This window comes from Undibacterium sp. Ji50W (genome assembly GCF_049340445.1).
Classification (GTDB): Bacteria; Pseudomonadota; Gammaproteobacteria; order Burkholderiales; family Burkholderiaceae_D; genus Undibacterium.
On sequence record NZ_JBMPOX010000003.1, the window covers coordinates 133,351 to 148,261 of the forward strand.

Here is a 14,911-nt window from a genome sequence, read left to right on the forward strand (position 1 = left end):
CTGCTCAGGCACAAAAGCGTCAGCTTAGTTGCTGATACAGGCTGGTAATGCCATCCATGGTGCTGAGAATTCTTTCGCTGGTCGTGGCCACATTGACGGCATATTGACGCGCATTTTTGGGTTCTGCAATCTGGCGCAATGCATCATCAAAAAACATCCATTGCTGTTGCGCCAGGGCCAACTCATCCTTAATGCGTGCAGTGTTGGAAGATGCCGCTTGCAGGGTCGCCATGCCGGCAACGAAGTCCTTGCGTGCTGCCTCCAGCTTGGCCATGACATCCGGTGGTGCCACTCCCCATTGCTGTGCCTGGTAAAACTTGGCCATTCTTTGCGACAGCATGCGCTGCCGGCCAGATACGTTCACCAACTGCCCCATGACCGTGCCAGAAAAGGCTTCCAGCTGCACAGTGGCCTTGTTCGCGAGGCTGAGCACTTCTTCATTCAATACCATGATGACTTTGGCATCCTGTTGATTAGGGGCTTTTTCCAGCAATACCTTTTTATACAGCAGCCAGTTTTTTTCCACTTCTGCCAGCATGTGCCGGTTGTCGGGAGTGGGCGCAAAGGTTTTCAATTCCCCCAATTGCCGCTCGAAACTGGTGAGGGATGTGTCGAGTATCTTTTTTGACTGCTCGACCTCGATGCCCTGCCCCATTTGCAAATAGGCCTTGGCCAGACGCTGTGACAACATGCGTTGCTTGCCCGACTTGTTAATGGCCTCGTTCAGGTTGATGACCTGGGCAATGGCATAGGTAATGACCGCCAGATTGCCCACCGCCAACACGCTTTTGCCTATAAATCCACGTCTGTCCATTTTGTTGCTCCTGTACATTTGTTGGTTTCATATAGCTTAGAGCAAATTTCATACCTGTTTTTTTGATAAAAATCGCCTCAAAATATGGCGGATGTACTTATCCCCTGTCTAAAACAGTGAGCTTTGTGCCTCATCCGGATGCGACAGCTGATTCTATTTCGGGGTATTCATTGCGGAATCAGTCAGCAAGGCGGCCAGTTCCAGTAAAATAGCGGGTTAATCAAATCCAACTGGCAAAACATCATGAGTCTCAAATGCGGCATCGTCGGCCTGCCTAACGTCGGCAAATCCACACTGTTCAATGCGCTGACCAAGGCAGGCATACCGGCAGAAAATTATCCTTTCTGCACGATAGAGCCGAATGTGGGTGTGGTTGAAGTGCCTGATCCACGTTTGAAACAACTGTCCGACATCGTCAAGCCTGAACGCATCCAGAACGCTATCGTTGAGTTTGTCGATATCGCTGGCCTGGTGGCTGGTGCCTCCAAAGGTGAAGGCCTGGGCAATCAGTTCCTGGCGCACATCCGTGAAACCGACGCCATCGTCAATGTGGTGCGCTGCTTTGAAGATGACAACGTCATCCACGTAGCAGGCAAGGTCAGCCCGCTGGACGATATCGAAGTTATCCAGACTGAACTGGCGCTGGCCGACATGGGTACGGTAGAAAAAGCCATCCATCGTGAAAACAAGAAAGCCCGTTCTGGCGACAAGGAGGCGACCAAACTGGTGGCTGTATTAGAACGCATCATGCCTGCCCTGAACGACGCCAAGCCTGTGCGTGCGCTGGGCCTGGATGCAGAAGAAATGTTACTGATCAAGCCATTGTGCCTGATCACAGCGAAACCGGCGATGTATGTGGCCAACGTGTCCGACACGGGTTTTACCAATAACCCCTTGCTGGATCAACTGACCACCTATGCCAATTCACAGAACGCCCCTATCGTGGCAATTTGTGCATCGATAGAATCTGAAATCGCGGATCTGGACGACGCCGACAAAGCTGACTTCCTGGCCGACATGGGCATGCAGGAACCAGGTCTCGATCGCCTGATACGTGCCGGTTTTAAATTGCTGGGCTTGCAGACTTACTTCACCGCCGGTGTCAAGGAAGTCCGCGCCTGGACCATTCATGTCGGTGACACGGCACCGCAAGCTGCGGGCGTCATCCACACCGATTTTGAACGCGGCTTCATCCGCGCCCAGACCATTGCATTCGACGATTACATCACTTACAAAGGTGAAACCGGTGCCAAGGAAGCAGGCAAGATGCGCGCCGAGGGCAAGGAATATGTGGTCAAGGATGGTGATGTACTGAACTTCTTGTTCAACGTCTGACGTCACTCGATGTGTTGAGAAGGTTTCACAAAAAGCTGCGACATCCGCAGCTTTTTTATTTGTGGGTGCGGAGACTTGCAGCACACCAAACTCTATGATCAAACAAGATGTTGGGCAAGATATTTCAATTCCGGCAGGCAAACGCATTTGGCTCGATAACAGTCTAATAAACTGTGGGATTGCTCTTTCTTTCACTCCGGTGGAAGGAATTCAGCGCGCCTGATAAAGATCGGCTCAATTCAGGTGATGTTTAAAAATAGATCAACTGGAGGAAGCTCGTGAACGGGTGGCAATGGGACATTGGAATGGGTTAGGCAGAGTGTCTGATGGAACTACGTGTTAATGCAGCATTAAACTTCTATGAAGTGCACCACGAAGGCGGTTCTGCAGCCTACAAATATTTGTAGTATTAACTTGGGCCAGGCTTTGTCCGGCCAGTGGGCAGGTATTCATACCCATTGCCTGCACCTGTTGCTCATGAAGTGATTGCCGAGCTGGTGAAACTTTCACACACGCTGGTATCGAAATATCCTGCACTTCGCCATGACACATTTTTTAACAAATGCTATGATAGCTAGTTTGATCGCTTAAAGAAGTGGCGTAGAGATAAAAATGAACAAACTTTCCTGGTCCCTTTGGATGGCTGGCCTACTTGCGTTTTCTCTTGGTAACATGGTGATGGCAGCCAGTGCAGACTTGGATCCCAGTCAGGCCAACGCGCTCGAAATGAGTAATCAATTGATGGAACAGCAAAGGCTGAAAAATCAGGAAATGGCAAATGCCATTACCGATCACCGTGTCTGGTTTGCCGGTTTTGGCTTGCATTCGGGTTCCAAGGCTTTTCTGGGTGATGTACAACTGGCCAGGCAAAGGTTGGCAGAAATCAATCCCGATCTGATCAGCTATAACTTTGACAATCAGCCACAACAGAACAAGCTCGATGCTCCTTTTGCCCACTTGGGCAGCATAGACCAAACCGCTAGAGATATTGCCAGCCAGGCCAAGCAGGGTGACGTTGTCGCCATATTACTCAGCAGCCATGGCTTTACAGATTTGGTATCGGTAGAAATTGGAAAAAAAGCATATGCGCCCATCCTGACACGCTATCTGAAAACAGCACTGTTACCTTTGGAAAAATTGCCCACGGTGCTGATCATTTCTTCCTGTTATTCAGGTTCACTGATCTCTCAGTTGAAAGCCCCGAACCGAATCATCGTGACCGCTTCCGCAGAAAACAAGGTGTCATATGGCTGCCAGGCGCTAGAGCACAATACTTTTTTCATTGATGCCTTGTTCGGTAGCAAACTCGACCCCGGGCAAACCCTGATGCAGGTGTTTGAGCATACCAAGGAAATCGTTATCGAACGCGAGAAAAAAGCGAAATACGACCCCTCACAGCCGCAAATGTTTGTCGGTGAAAAAATGCAAGCCTATGCGCAACAGCCATTGAAGTCCTGGTTGCAAAAGCCCTGAGCCTGGTGCTTGCACGGCCAGTATCACTTCGTAACTATCAGACTCCCCTCCCAAAGAAGCAGGGCCATCATTTGAGGGCCCTGGGTTCTGACGGTGCGGCAGGTTTAGCGTAATACTGTCAATAATGGTACGGCTTTCACCGTAGGTAATTTTGCCGCTTGCCAGGCAGCGATTCCTCCACGATACCAATACAGATTGGAATACCCGATATCTTTCATGCGCAGCAGCGTATTGATACTTACCCAGCATTCTTCAGAAATACAGAATACCGCGATGGCAGCCTCCTTTTCCGGGAAATTTTTTTTCATGACAGCACGCAAATCTTCATCGAGGTTTGTATTGAAGCTGGCTTGTGGGTCATCAACGAGATTGGCGGCACCATCAAGAGAAATAGCAAACGGCAAAGTCATGCCGGTATTATCTATGCCAAGCGCATCAATCAGGCTGATCTGTTTTTTGCCCAGTTTCTCTACCAGTTCCGGCGTGCTGATGTTTCTGATGCCTTCTATGCTGGTTGGAGTAGCGTAGTGAAAGCCTTCACTGCCAGGGCGGAGCCGCTTCACCGGTGGCAATAACCAATCGCCATTTTCAAAGTTTTGATAACCATCCTGGATTTTTAGATTTCGTATCGCTATTTCAGATTGCGACAGGAACTGTGCATATTTGTCCTGGAAAGCATCATCATCAAGATCATACAGTTTGCAATTGCTCTTGCTATGGCGCTGACAATTCGACAGCGCTGAGCGTATAGCGAGGATGTCGGTACTCAGGCCATAACCTGTACCCCAAGCGCCATCAGCAGCCACGGCAAAGGCTTTCTTGGCCTTATGTTCCTTGTATTTTTCAAATCCGGCCTGGGCACTCTTTCCCAATTCAATCTGATCCGGCCAGAGATTTTGGGTATGGCCAGCGCTGAGCGCACAAAAATAAAACATCAGGGTAACGAAGATTTTCATGTGTGAGAATAATAAGATTGGTCACATAGTTTGATGACCCTGCATTTTTTTACGTCAAGATAGCTGGCAATACAGGACATTTCAAACCTAGGTGTAATTTTACATTATTTAACTTTCATATGAATCAAGCCAGCTAAAAGGCCACGGCACTTGCGGCTTTTTTTATTTCTGCCACTGAGAGATTGCAGCAAAGCTAATTAGCTATTCGTCAGTTGAACACGGTCGCTACAAACAGTACCTCAGTACAAGCAAAACATTGAGGCAAGGTAACAACGCCTGGTTCAGTTTGCGACGACCTCTAAGATATAATAATTTGAGCTTGCGCTATTCTGGCTATCCTGCGTCATCCGACTGCGTCCCCATCACGGAGAAAATTTGCCTGACAAGAATCCCCCACACATCATCGATGCGAGTTCGACATGAAACTTGATGTTCGAACCATCATGCTAATGCTGAGCGGGATCAACCTCCTGGGTGCGGGGATGATGGCGCTCATCAGTTTTCATGCAAATAATGTCAGAGGCGTGCGCCAGTGGGCGCTGGGGCATTGCTGCATGTTCATAGGTATTTTCACCAGCACGCAACTATCGCCGGATTGGCCATTGTGGATTCTCGCCACCATACCACTCGTCACAGGCTGCGGTTTTGGTTTTATCTACAATGGCATTCAAGCCTTCAATGGAAAGCGCTGCAACTACTGGGTAAGCGCATGGGTAGGCTTGCAAATGACGGTGCAAAGCATTTGGTTTAGTGTTGCACAAAATGACATGCGGACCATGCTGTTGGCCAACTCCCTGTTGGCCGGTTGTGTATTTGCGGCTTGCGCACTGAACCTGAGATTGAAAACCACGCAGCCACTTAAAACAGCATATGGTCTGGCTGCTGCTTCCTTTTCATTTATCGCATTGATGAGCCTGCTCAGGGCAATGAATATTTACCTGACACCTGCTGAAGGCATCAGGCTATTTGCACAAGGCGATATCAATCCTGTCTTCCTTATCCTTGGCGGTCTGTCGCAACTTGCCATCACGCTCTCGCTGGTATTGTTAATTACTTTCCGTTTGGTCAGAGACTTACATGAACAAGCCTCCTATGACAGTCTGACAGGTGCAATGAACCGACGTCGGTTTGAAGATGAGGCAAGTCGTTTACTGGCGCGGGCAGTCAGAACCGGCGAACCTCTGTCTGTGATCATGATCGACGTGGATTTCTTTAAACGCGTCAATGATCATTATGGCCATCAGGCTGGCGATGAAGTTTTGCGTCGTCTTGCCAGGTTGCTGCATGCGGTCATCCGAAGTGAAGATTGCCTGGCCCGCTACGGTGGTGAAGAGTTTTGTATTTTACTGGTCGGTACCGTTGAGCGAGGGGCAGCACAGTTGGCCGAACGTGTGCGCCTGTTATATGCAGAGCTACACATCGATTGGAAAAACGATATTCTGAAAAGCACTTTGAGTGCCGGAGTCTCGGATTCACTGACTGTAGGTGCTGACTTGACTGCCCTGGTTGGGGCAGCAGACCATGCCCTGTACCGGGCAAAAAATGCCGGGCGTAATCGGGTTGCCTTGCATTCGGAAACCCACCAGCCCGCATAGGATGCTATTGCTTACCTCATCAGCAGTATGAAATAACAGGATTATTGCGTAGTATTTTCGCCATCGCGATGCTGGCGGCCTGCCAGATGTGATTCCAGTACATTGCTTTTGGCAATCGGGGTACCTGCCTGCACTGCTTTTATCCATTCATCCGTGCCGGTCACTGCAGCAAAACTCGAATGGAAGACCACACTGTAGATGCGATGGATTTCTTCCGCACTGGCAAAGCCGGCTGCATTTGCATAGGGCAAGGCGCCGCTGGCATCGGTCAGCACTTCTACTGCATAGCCATTGTGCGCAGCTTCATAGATGGTGCTGGCATTGCAGTTATGGGTCATGTAGCCAACCACGCTGACGGTTGTGATCGCATTTTTCTGTAGCCAGGCAGCCGCATCGGTACCGGTAAATACGCTGGCCATATTTTTTTCTATCCTATGGTCAGCATGACGGCTGGCGACGACTTCATGCAATTGCCAGCTTTGCGAGCCACGCGCAAAAATGGGCGAATTTTCTGGTGCAGAATGCTGGACCACCAGTACGGGGACACCAGCCTCTTTGGCTGCATCCATCGCCCTGCCGATATTACGCAAAGATACCTGAGGGTCAGGGTATTCAATCAACATATTGCCGGTGAAATATTCGTTTTGCACATCGATGACGATCAGGGCACGTTTTAATTTTTGGTTAGCTGTAGCGGTAGTCATGGCTGGTTCCTGTTGTTGGGGTTGATCAAAAATAATCAGTTGTGTGCTGTCCATGTGCATCATTCTCTGTGCAAATGCCCTATTGAATAAGTGACCCGATTGCCAATATTCGATACAATTGGGCCATGCGTACAATTAAGCCTGTCAATCGTGTGAATGTGGCTGTGCTGGCCTTTGACGGCATCAGCCCGTTTCATCTGTCTGTACCTTGCATGGTGTTTGGCGAACACCATGCGAGTATCGACCTGCCACGGTTTCATCTGCGTGTATGCAGCTCCCCTTTCACATCAGACGGCAGCGCCGGGGCTGACAAGTTGCGTACCATACGCACCATAGGCACCAATGCCGGTTTCAACATACAGACACAGCATGGACTGAACGTACTGGCCCGCGCCGACATGGTGGTGATACCGTCCTGGCATGATGATTTGCGTCCGGCTTCACCTGAACTGTTGAAAGCGATACGACGCGCCCACCAGGCCGGGGCACGTATCATAGGCTTGTGTCTGGGTGCGTTTGTGCTGGCAGAAGCCGGTTTGCTGGACCAGCGCAGTGCCAGCACGCACTGGGCATTGGCAAAAGAATTCTCTGAGCGCTATCCACAGATCAGGCTGGACCCGAATGTGCTGTATGTCGATCATGGTGACGTGATCACTTCGGCCGGTACCGCTGCCGGCATCGATTGCTGCCTGCATGTCTTGCGCACCAGCTATGGGGCAGAAGCAGCCGCGCATGTGGCGCGCCGCATGGTGGTGGCCCCGCATCGCCAGGGTGGCCAGGCACAATACATAGAGCAGCCGCTGGCGGTGCTGGCCACGGATGAACGTCTGGCCCAAGTGCTGGAATGGATGCTGGCGCATCTCGCAGACGCCCAGCACCTGGATGAATTGGCTGCCAGGGCATTGATGAGCAGGCGCAGCTTTACCCGCCATTTCCAGCAGCAAACCGGTACCACCGTCGGCAAATGGCTGCTGAACCAGCGTCTGGTGTTGGCCCAACGGCAACTGGAAGCTGGCAAACGCTCTATTGACGATATCGCCATGGATAGCGGCTTTGGTTCTGCTTTGTTGCTGCGACGTTATTTTGCCCGCGAATTCGGGATTTCCCCCTCGGCTTACCGACGTGCATTTCGCGGTGAAGACTGAGCGCTGGCCCTTTTCCTGCGAGCGGGCACAAAATATGCCTGCATGAATGCCATGATCCCCTTTAAAATAGCTGCTACCGTATCTCTGGCCCTCAATTCATCCCATTACCATGCCTAGCATCGCTGAACTGAACATTTATCCGATCAAATCCTGTGCGGGCATACGGCTGAGCACGGCCGTCCTGACCGATACCGGCCTGAGCGCGGGTGGCGTGCATGACAGGGAATGGATGCTGGTCGATGAACAGGGCCTGTTCCTGACGCAAAGGGAATATCCGCTGATGGCAACGATACGCCCGGAACTGGGCAACAGCCATTTGCTGGTACACGCACCCAATATGCCCACTTTGCAGTTGGCCCTGCAAATGCCCGCCGTACAAGCCAGTAGCGCAACTGTGCAGGTGACGATCTGGGAAGAAAATTTTTCTGCCGTAGATGCTGGTGATGCAGCAGCAGCCTGGTTCAGCCAGGCACTGGGTGTCAGTTGTCGCCTGGTACGTTCAAGTCCGCAAACCCGGCGTTTTGCCAATCAGAAATGGACAGCGAATAAACTCGTACCCACGCGTTTTTCTGATGGTTTCCCTATCTTGTTGACAGGCATGGCATCGCTGGATGATTTGAATGAGCGCCTGCAACAGCAAGGCCGTGACGCTTTACCGATGAATCGTTTCCGCCCGAATGTAGTGCTGGATGAGATGGAAGCCTTTGAAGAAGACTATGCTGCATGCTTTGAAATCGGTACGGACATACAGTTGCGCCCGGTCAAACCCTGCCCGCGCTGCCCGATACCGTCGATTGATCAGTTGACCGGCACAGTCGGTCCCGATCCTTTGGACATCTTGCAGACTTACCGCGCCAACCCGCTGGTGGATGGCGGCATTACTTTTGGCATGAACGTGATTCTGGACAGTGGCACCGGGCACACCTTGCGACTTGGTGATGAAGTGAATATGCAGATTGCCTTTTAAAAGCACAAGCTTCAATATGGATAGCCCCATCCCCACACCCAACGACGATACCCTGGAGCTTGATGCTCAGGATGCGCTGCATGAATTGCAGCGCGAAAATCAGACCTTGCGTGCGCGACTGGAAAACCTGCTGGAACTGGCACACCGCAATCAAAGCATCATGGCGCGCCATCAAAGTTTTGATTTAAAAATCATCGGTGCCAACAGCTTCCGTGAACTGATCACCAATATTTTCAGTGCATTGGCGATTACTTCCGAACTGGATGTGGTGTCACTGGTGCTGTTCGATAAATATGGCGACCTGCAACAAATGCTGACCGACCTGAAAATCGATCTCAATGAATTCCCTCACCTGCTGTTTCTGCGACATGAAGTTGAATTAAGCCAGCCCGAATCAGCCTTGCGCAAGCCACAGTTGGGCCTGTACCAGAGTCTGGCGTATGCATCGTATTTCACCAGTTTCAACAAAAAGCCGGCAAGCATCGCCATCATCCCCATGCGCCGCCAGGGCAGGCTGATCGGTTGCCTGAATGTAGGCAGCTTCCGGGCTGACCGCTTCCAGCCGAATATGGCCACCGATTTTATCGAGCGTCTGGGTTCCATTATCGCCATCTGCCTGGAAAATGTCATCAATAATGAACGGCTGACCTATATAGGCATGACCGATCCGCTGACCAATGTCAGCAACCGTCGCTATGTAGAACAGCGCGCACTGGAAGAAATAGGCCGTGCGCGCCGGCAGCGTTACAGTATCGCCTGCATGTATCTGGATATTGATTTTTTCAAACAGATCAATGACCGCTATGGCCACGAAGGTGGTGATGATGTGCTGAAGGAAGTGGCAAGGCGTATCAAGGCCGAACTGCGCCTGAGCGACACACTGGGGCGCTTTGGTGGCGAGGAATTTGTGGTGGTGCTGGTCAACACCAATCTGCATGATGCCATACTGGTAGCAGAACGCATACGCAAGAGTATCGCCGACCAAGTATTCACGTTGACGGCAGCAGACACTTGCCAGGCCACGATTTCCATAGGCCTGACGACCATCGATGAAAAGTCCAACCAGGACAATGCCAGTGTCGTCGCGCGCGACATGCTGCAACGCGCAGACCGGGCTTTATATCAGGCTAAAAACAGCGGGCGCAATCAGGTACGCTGCTATTGAAGCGACAAGGGACTGCTGAAACAGCAATCCCCAGGTCCATTTTCATTTATTGAATAGTTTACGATCCGGCTTATGAATCAGCCTGCAGGCTTTCATATTTCGCCTGCAATTGCGCCGGTGTCTCACGCCATTCCGGATTGAAGGGGATACAGCTCACCGGGCACACTTGCTGGCATTGCGGTTCTTTGTAATGACCCACGCACTCGGTGCATTTATGAGGATCAATCTCATAAATTTCCGGGCCCATGTAAATCGCATCATTCGGGCATTCAGGTTCGCAGACATCGCAATTGATGCAATCATCTGTAATCATCAGGGCCATACCAACTCACTTCTCATTCAAGCGGTTTATGTCAAACCGTTATTACTGCCACTACCAGCAAATAGCGATCAATTCCTGTCGCCCAGCGCGGCCACTTTTTGTTTGAGCCAGCGATCGACGGAAGGGAATACAAATTTTGATACATCACCACCAAACATGGCAATCTCGCGCACGATGGTGCCAGAAATGAACTGGTACTGGTCCGATGGTGTCAGGAACAGGGTTTCGACATCTGGCAGCAGGTAACGATTCATGCCAGCCATCTGGAATTCATACTCAAAATCGGATACAGCACGCAAGCCGCGCACGATCACGCGCGCATCATTCTTACGGACAAAGTCTTTCAGCAAGCCGGAAAAACTCTCGACCTTCACATTCGGATAATGTCCCAACACTTCATTGGCAATCGTCAGGCGTTCTTCCAGAGAGAAAAAAGGTTTTTTACTCTTGCTATCTGCCACACCCACCACCAAAGTATCAAAAAGACCCGAGGCGCGACGCACCAGATCTTCGTGACCACGCGTCAACGGATCAAATGTTCCCGGATAAACGGCTGTGACCATCTTCACTCCCTTTTTCGCAATATGCATAATGATATGCACCAAGTTGAGCAGGCATTATGCCTGATTTTCGTGCGTCTCATGCGGCAAGATGTTGCGTTGCAGTATATGAAAGAACACACTACCTGCCTTATCTGCCCTGACAATTTGCCATTCGGAAAGTATTTTTGCCAGGTTTTCATCATCTTGCGGCTCTGCCAGCGAGAATTCTGCCTCCACATATAAAACCGACCTGGCATGCATCACCTGACTACACAAAGGCAGGATACGGGCCAGCCAGTCTTGTCCAAAAGGCGGATCCAGAAAAACAACATCCATGGCCTGTTGTTTGTCAGCAAATACCTGTAGCGCCTTGGCGGCATCACCACGTATCAGATTGCACTGACTGGCCTGCAACTTTTCTTTGATCTGTTCCAGTTGGCGGAAGGCCGGTGTGTGTGACTCCACCATATATACCTGCAAGGCACCGCGACTGGCTGCCTCAAAACCCAGGGCACCACTACCGGCAAACAAATCCAGGCAAGTCTTGTTATTCCAGGCATTGTCCAGCAAATGGTTTAACCAGTTAAATACAGTTTCACGCACACGGTCAGGTGTAGGGCGCAGGCCCTCTGCTTCTATGACACTGAGGACGGTGCGCTTCCATTGACCACCGATGATCCTGACTTGATGACTGGGACGTTTTATCGTTGTAATTTTTTTACTATTTGTTTTCATTGCATGCTTGACACCAGAGCATAAGTTTACCGGGCGCTGTCTGTTAGAATGGCAGCATTCTCATATCAGGATGGGCATTCTGGCCATCCGCATTCCGGTAAATCACTCCCGATGTTTAGTTTTTTTAAAAAGAAGCCCAAAGAAGAAGCACCCGCTGTTGTGCCTACCCTTGTGCCCGCTGAAGTACCTGTTTTTGCGCCTGCCGAGCCTGCGGCCACGCCAGCAGCACTGGCCATTGCTGAAGTAGCCCAGGCAGAACCAAAACGCTCATGGCTGAGCCGCCTGAAAGCGGGCCTGGCCAAGACATCCACGAATCTTACCACCCTCTTCATCGGCGCTCGTATCGATGATGATTTGTATGAAGAGCTGGAAGCGGCCCTGCTGACCGCCGATGCCGGTGTCGAAGCCACACAATTCCTGCTGGACGGGCTGAAAAAAAAGGTCAAGGAAGAAAAACTGACCGAAGCCGAGCAAGTCAAATCTGCATTGAAAGTGTTACTGCTGGAATTGCTGACGCCTCTGCAAAAACCGCTGGAACTGGGACGCTATCAACCACTGGTCATGATGATTACCGGGGTCAACGGTGCCGGCAAGACCACGACCATAGGCAAACTGGCCAAGCATATGCAAAGCCATCAGCAATCGGTGTTGCTGGCAGCGGGCGATACTTTCCGTGCAGCGGCGCGTGAACAACTGACGATATGGGGCGAACGCAATAATGTCACCGTCATTTCGCAGGAATCCGGTGACCCGGCAGCGGTGGCATTTGATGCTGTCGCATCGGCCCGGGCACGCGGCACGGATATCGTGATGGTAGATACCGCCGGACGCCTGCCTACCCAGTTACACCTGATGGAAGAGTTAAAGAAAATCAAGCGCGTAATAGGCAAGGGCATGGACGGCGCACCGCAAGAAGTCTTGCTGATCATCGATGGCAATACCGGCCAAAATGCCCTGGCACAGGTCAAGGCTTTTGACGATGCCTTGCAACTTACCGGCCTGGTGATCACCAAACTGGATGGCACGGCAAAAGGCGGCGTCTTGGCAGCGATAGCCAAAAACCGTCCGGTACCTGTGTATTTCATTGGCATAGGTGAGCAGATTGAAGATTTGCAACCCTTCAATGCGCAGGAATTTGTGGATGCCTTGCTGAGTTGACTTGGGTTGTTGCGGTTTAAGCTTTGTAGCCATCACAGCGATGCCGAACTTACACGACTGCAGTAGTTTTGCTTCGGCACTGCCGTATTAATAATAGGACTTACGCAAAATTGTCCCAGCAAGGCGCAGCGACGAAGACAGTACGAATAGTACGCGGCTCCTAGGAGAGGAGCTGCAACGCAGCTGGGGCGATTTTGCGTAAGTCCTGAATAAAACAGAATTTGAATGCTCACTTCCACTTCTTTCGCTTACTCTGAATTGGCCGGCCATGATAGTCTTTGAAAACGTCAGCAAACAATATTCGCAAGATGCCTATGCACTGAAAGATGTGTCACTGTCGATTGCAGATGGTGAACTGATTTTTCTGGCTGGCCCTTCCGGAGCCGGCAAATCCACCCTGTTGAAAATGATCGCCGGCATAGAAAAGCCCAGCAGCGGCCGGGTCAGCGTCAATGGCCAGGACATCAGCAAACTAAAGACCAGTAGCCTGCCGTATTTGCGCCGCAAGCTCGGCCTGATATTGCAAGACCAGAAGTTGCTGACTGACCGCAGCGTGCTGGCGAATGTGATGCTGCCACTGATCGTCACTGGCGCCTCATCTGCTGAAGCAGAGCAGCGTGCCCGCATCGCCCTGGAAAAAGTCGGCTTGCCAGACAAGGCGACTGCCTTGCCCATGGCATTGTCTGGTGGTGAACAGCAAAGGGTGGCGATTGCCCGCGCCATCGTGAATCGCCCCCAGATCATATTGGCGGATGAACCCAGCGCTTTTCTGGATCGCGAGAATGCCAACAAGGTTCTGGGCGCACTGAGGGCGTTCCAGAGTGCGGGCGTCACCTGCATTATTTCCAGCCATGATGAACAGTTTCTGGACCAGGCCAGCCGTGTGATTTATCTGAGCCAGGGTCAGGTCGTGGATACCTGGAAATCCTCACTCGCCGCCTGATTATTATTGCTGCCCTATAGTAGCTGCCCACAGAGGAAGAATTCATGACCATCTGGTTTCGCCAGCATCTGTTTGCCTTAAAAAGCGCCCTGACACATTTACGCGGCAGCCCCGGTAATTTTCTGTTCAATGTGCTGGTGGTCGCCATTGCGCTGGCCTTGCCCATCGCCGGCCTGACGCTGATAGAAAATATCCGGCCCATTTCTTCACAATTGTCGATAGAACCTGAGATCAGTATCTTTGTCAGCCCGGATACGCCACGGCCAACGGCTACTGCCTTGTCGATACCGATCAAAAAGTTGCTTAAGGAAAAAAATATTACGGCCAGCCTGAATTTCATCCCCAAGGACAAGGCACTGGCCAGCCTGGAACAATCATCCAATCTGGCCGAAGTGCTGTCCACGCTGGGTGGCAACCCTTTGCCGGATGCGTATATCCTGTCGCTGTCAAACAACGATGCTGACAAGCTCGACATGCTGGTGGAAGAAATCAAGCACATGCCTGACGTCGATGTAGTGCAACTGGACTCGGCCTGGGTCAAGCGGCTGGCGGCACTGGTGCAAATCATGCAGTTGGGCTTATTATTCCTGGCGGCAACACTTTCTGTCGTGGTTGTGGTGGTGGTATTTAATGCCACCCGGCTACAAGTTATATCCCATCAGTCAGAAATTGCGGTCACCCGCCTGCTGGGGGCGACCAATAGTTTTATCCATAAGCCGTATTACTATACTGGCGGCCTGCTGGGCTTGCTGGCAGGTGGTATTGCGCTGGGTTTGATTGCAGCAGCCCTGCAACCCTTGAACCTGGCCATTGCCGAATTTGCCAAACTGTATGCGTCCGAGTTCCATCTGGTACCGCTGGCGATGCTGCCCAGTTTGTTCTTGCTGGCTATCAGCATGTTGCTGGGGCTGATCGGGGTGTGGCTATCTGTCAGACGACAATTGGCACGCGCCAGTTAAATTTTCATGTCAGTACGCCTTACTCATTACATACAGATAGTCCTGTAAAGGCAAAATTTACCTCAGTGATTGCAACTTTCAGGGCTGGTGGGCATCAA

At 51.2% G+C, this 14,911-nt stretch carries 15 protein-coding genes; 9 read left to right on the forward strand and 6 right to left on the reverse strand.

Annotation, left to right across the window (positions count from 1 at the left end; all coding sequences use genetic code 11):
• Positions 1–19 precede the first annotated feature (19 nt).
• Positions 20–814: a type IV pili methyl-accepting chemotaxis transducer N-terminal domain-containing protein gene (locus ACO0K9_RS07550; RefSeq protein ID WP_422983403.1), complete on the reverse strand. Its 795-nt coding sequence runs from the start codon at positions 812–814 to the stop codon at positions 20–22.
• Between the two features lie 243 nt (positions 815–1,057).
• On the opposite strand from ACO0K9_RS07550, the gene ychF reads away from it, so the two are divergent.
• Together ychF and ACO0K9_RS07560 are read left to right on the forward strand one after the other, a co-directional pair.
• Positions 1,058–2,149 (forward strand): redox-regulated ATPase YchF, encoded by a 1,092-nt coding sequence (gene ychF, locus ACO0K9_RS07555; protein WP_422983405.1) that lies wholly within the window; start codon positions 1,058–1,060, stop codon positions 2,147–2,149.
• A 612-nt stretch (positions 2,150–2,761) separates the two neighbouring features.
• Positions 2,762–3,622 (forward strand): C13 family peptidase, encoded by an 861-nt coding sequence (locus tag ACO0K9_RS07560; RefSeq protein WP_422983407.1) that lies wholly within the window; start codon positions 2,762–2,764, stop codon positions 3,620–3,622.
• 104 nt (positions 3,623–3,726) lie between these two features.
• On the opposite strand, the gene ACO0K9_RS07565 is transcribed toward ACO0K9_RS07560, so the two are convergent.
• A complete protein-coding gene (locus ACO0K9_RS07565) occupies positions 3,727–4,578 on the reverse strand; it encodes a rhodanese-like domain-containing protein (protein WP_422983409.1) in 852 nt (283 codons plus the stop codon).
• 419 nt (positions 4,579–4,997) lie between these two features.
• Here ACO0K9_RS07565 and ACO0K9_RS07570 point away from each other — a divergent pair, with 419 nt between their 5' ends.
• Positions 4,998–6,173, forward strand: a complete 1,176-nt coding sequence (locus ACO0K9_RS07570) for a GGDEF domain-containing protein (RefSeq protein ID WP_422983411.1) — start codon at positions 4,998–5,000, stop codon at positions 6,171–6,173.
• A gap of 41 nt (positions 6,174–6,214) precedes the next feature.
• Here ACO0K9_RS07570 and ACO0K9_RS07575 read toward each other — a convergent pair whose 3' ends face one another.
• Positions 6,215–6,877: a cysteine hydrolase family protein gene (locus tag ACO0K9_RS07575; protein WP_422983413.1), complete on the reverse strand. Its 663-nt coding sequence runs from the start codon at positions 6,875–6,877 to the stop codon at positions 6,215–6,217.
• A gap of 125 nt (positions 6,878–7,002) precedes the next feature.
• Between ACO0K9_RS07575 and ACO0K9_RS07580 the strand changes: the two genes are divergently transcribed.
• The 3 genes from ACO0K9_RS07580 (at position 7,003) to ACO0K9_RS07590 (ending at position 10,154) form a co-directional block, all read left to right on the forward strand.
• Positions 7,003–8,022: a GlxA family transcriptional regulator gene (locus ACO0K9_RS07580; RefSeq protein ID WP_422983415.1), complete on the forward strand. Its 1,020-nt coding sequence runs from the start codon at positions 7,003–7,005 to the stop codon at positions 8,020–8,022.
• 109 nt (positions 8,023–8,131) lie between these two features.
• Entirely contained in the window at positions 8,132–8,989 is an 858-nt protein-coding gene (locus ACO0K9_RS07585) for an MOSC domain-containing protein (protein ID WP_422983417.1), read from the forward strand.
• 16 nt (positions 8,990–9,005) lie between these two features.
• Positions 9,006–10,154 carry a DUF484 family protein gene (locus ACO0K9_RS07590; RefSeq protein ID WP_422983419.1) on the forward strand — a complete coding sequence of 383 codons (1,149 nt, stop codon included), beginning with the start codon at positions 9,006–9,008 and terminating at the stop codon, positions 10,152–10,154.
• 70 nt (positions 10,155–10,224) lie between these two features.
• Here ACO0K9_RS07590 and ACO0K9_RS07595 read toward each other — a convergent pair whose 3' ends face one another.
• The 3 genes from ACO0K9_RS07595 to rsmD form a co-directional block, all read right to left on the reverse strand.
• Positions 10,225–10,476: a YfhL family 4Fe-4S dicluster ferredoxin gene (locus ACO0K9_RS07595; RefSeq protein WP_422983421.1), complete on the reverse strand. Its 252-nt coding sequence runs from the start codon at positions 10,474–10,476 to the stop codon at positions 10,225–10,227.
• Between the two features lie 68 nt (positions 10,477–10,544).
• On the reverse strand, positions 10,545–11,039 hold the full coding sequence (gene coaD, locus ACO0K9_RS07600) for a pantetheine-phosphate adenylyltransferase (protein WP_422983423.1): 495 nt from the start codon (positions 11,037–11,039) through the stop codon (positions 10,545–10,547).
• 54 nt (positions 11,040–11,093) lie between these two features.
• Positions 11,094–11,753 (reverse strand): 16S rRNA (guanine(966)-N(2))-methyltransferase RsmD, encoded by a 660-nt coding sequence (rsmD, locus tag ACO0K9_RS07605; RefSeq protein ID WP_422983425.1) that lies wholly within the window; start codon positions 11,751–11,753, stop codon positions 11,094–11,096.
• A 111-nt stretch (positions 11,754–11,864) separates the two neighbouring features.
• Between rsmD and ftsY the strand changes: the two genes are divergently transcribed.
• The 3 genes from ftsY (at position 11,865) to ACO0K9_RS07620 (ending at position 14,813) form a co-directional block, all read left to right on the forward strand.
• Positions 11,865–12,911 carry a signal recognition particle-docking protein FtsY gene (gene ftsY / locus ACO0K9_RS07610; RefSeq protein WP_422983427.1) on the forward strand — a complete coding sequence of 349 codons (1,047 nt, stop codon included), beginning with the start codon at positions 11,865–11,867 and terminating at the stop codon, positions 12,909–12,911.
• A gap of 268 nt (positions 12,912–13,179) precedes the next feature.
• A complete protein-coding gene (locus ACO0K9_RS07615) occupies positions 13,180–13,854 on the forward strand; it encodes a cell division ATP-binding protein FtsE (protein WP_422983429.1) in 675 nt (224 codons plus the stop codon).
• A 44-nt stretch (positions 13,855–13,898) separates the two neighbouring features.
• The gene (locus tag ACO0K9_RS07620) at positions 13,899–14,813 is read left to right on the forward strand and encodes a cell division protein FtsX (RefSeq protein ID WP_422983431.1); all 915 of its coding nucleotides are present in this window, start codon (positions 13,899–13,901) and stop codon (positions 14,811–14,813) included.
• Positions 14,814–14,911: the final 98 nt, after the last annotated feature.

Bases quoted from the DNA above. Each gene is read 5' to 3' on its own strand.
- ACO0K9_RS07560 (WP_422983407.1), top strand. From the start codon at position 2,762: ATGAACAAACTTTCCTGGTCCCTTTGGATGGCTGGCCTACTTGCGTTT.
- ACO0K9_RS07615 (WP_422983429.1), top strand. From the start codon at position 13,180: ATGATAGTCTTTGAAAACGTCAGCAAACAATATTCGCAAGATGCCTAT.
- ACO0K9_RS07590 (WP_422983419.1), top strand. From the start codon at position 9,006: ATGGATAGCCCCATCCCCACACCCAACGACGATACCCTGGAGCTTGAT.
- ACO0K9_RS07570 (WP_422983411.1), top strand. From the start codon at position 4,998: ATGAAACTTGATGTTCGAACCATCATGCTAATGCTGAGCGGGATCAAC.
- ACO0K9_RS07575 (WP_422983413.1), bottom strand. From the start codon at position 6,877: ATGACTACCGCTACAGCTAACCAAAAATTAAAACGTGCCCTGATCGTC.
- ACO0K9_RS07585 (WP_422983417.1), top strand. From the start codon at position 8,132: ATGCCTAGCATCGCTGAACTGAACATTTATCCGATCAAATCCTGTGCG.
- ACO0K9_RS07550 (WP_422983403.1), bottom strand. From the start codon at position 814: ATGGACAGACGTGGATTTATAGGCAAAAGCGTGTTGGCGGTGGGCAAT.
- ychF (WP_422983405.1), top strand. From the start codon at position 1,058: ATGAGTCTCAAATGCGGCATCGTCGGCCTGCCTAACGTCGGCAAATCC.
- ACO0K9_RS07595 (WP_422983421.1), bottom strand. From the start codon at position 10,476: ATGGCCCTGATGATTACAGATGATTGCATCAATTGCGATGTCTGCGAA.
- rsmD (WP_422983425.1), bottom strand. From the start codon at position 11,753: ATGAAAACAAATAGTAAAAAAATTACAACGATAAAACGTCCCAGTCAT.
- coaD (WP_422983423.1), bottom strand. From the start codon at position 11,039: ATGGTCACAGCCGTTTATCCGGGAACATTTGATCCGTTGACGCGTGGT.
- ACO0K9_RS07580 (WP_422983415.1), top strand. From the start codon at position 7,003: ATGCGTACAATTAAGCCTGTCAATCGTGTGAATGTGGCTGTGCTGGCC.
- ACO0K9_RS07620 (WP_422983431.1), top strand. From the start codon at position 13,899: ATGACCATCTGGTTTCGCCAGCATCTGTTTGCCTTAAAAAGCGCCCTG.
- ftsY (WP_422983427.1), top strand. From the start codon at position 11,865: ATGTTTAGTTTTTTTAAAAAGAAGCCCAAAGAAGAAGCACCCGCTGTT.
- ACO0K9_RS07565 (WP_422983409.1), bottom strand. From the start codon at position 4,578: ATGAAAATCTTCGTTACCCTGATGTTTTATTTTTGTGCGCTCAGCGCT.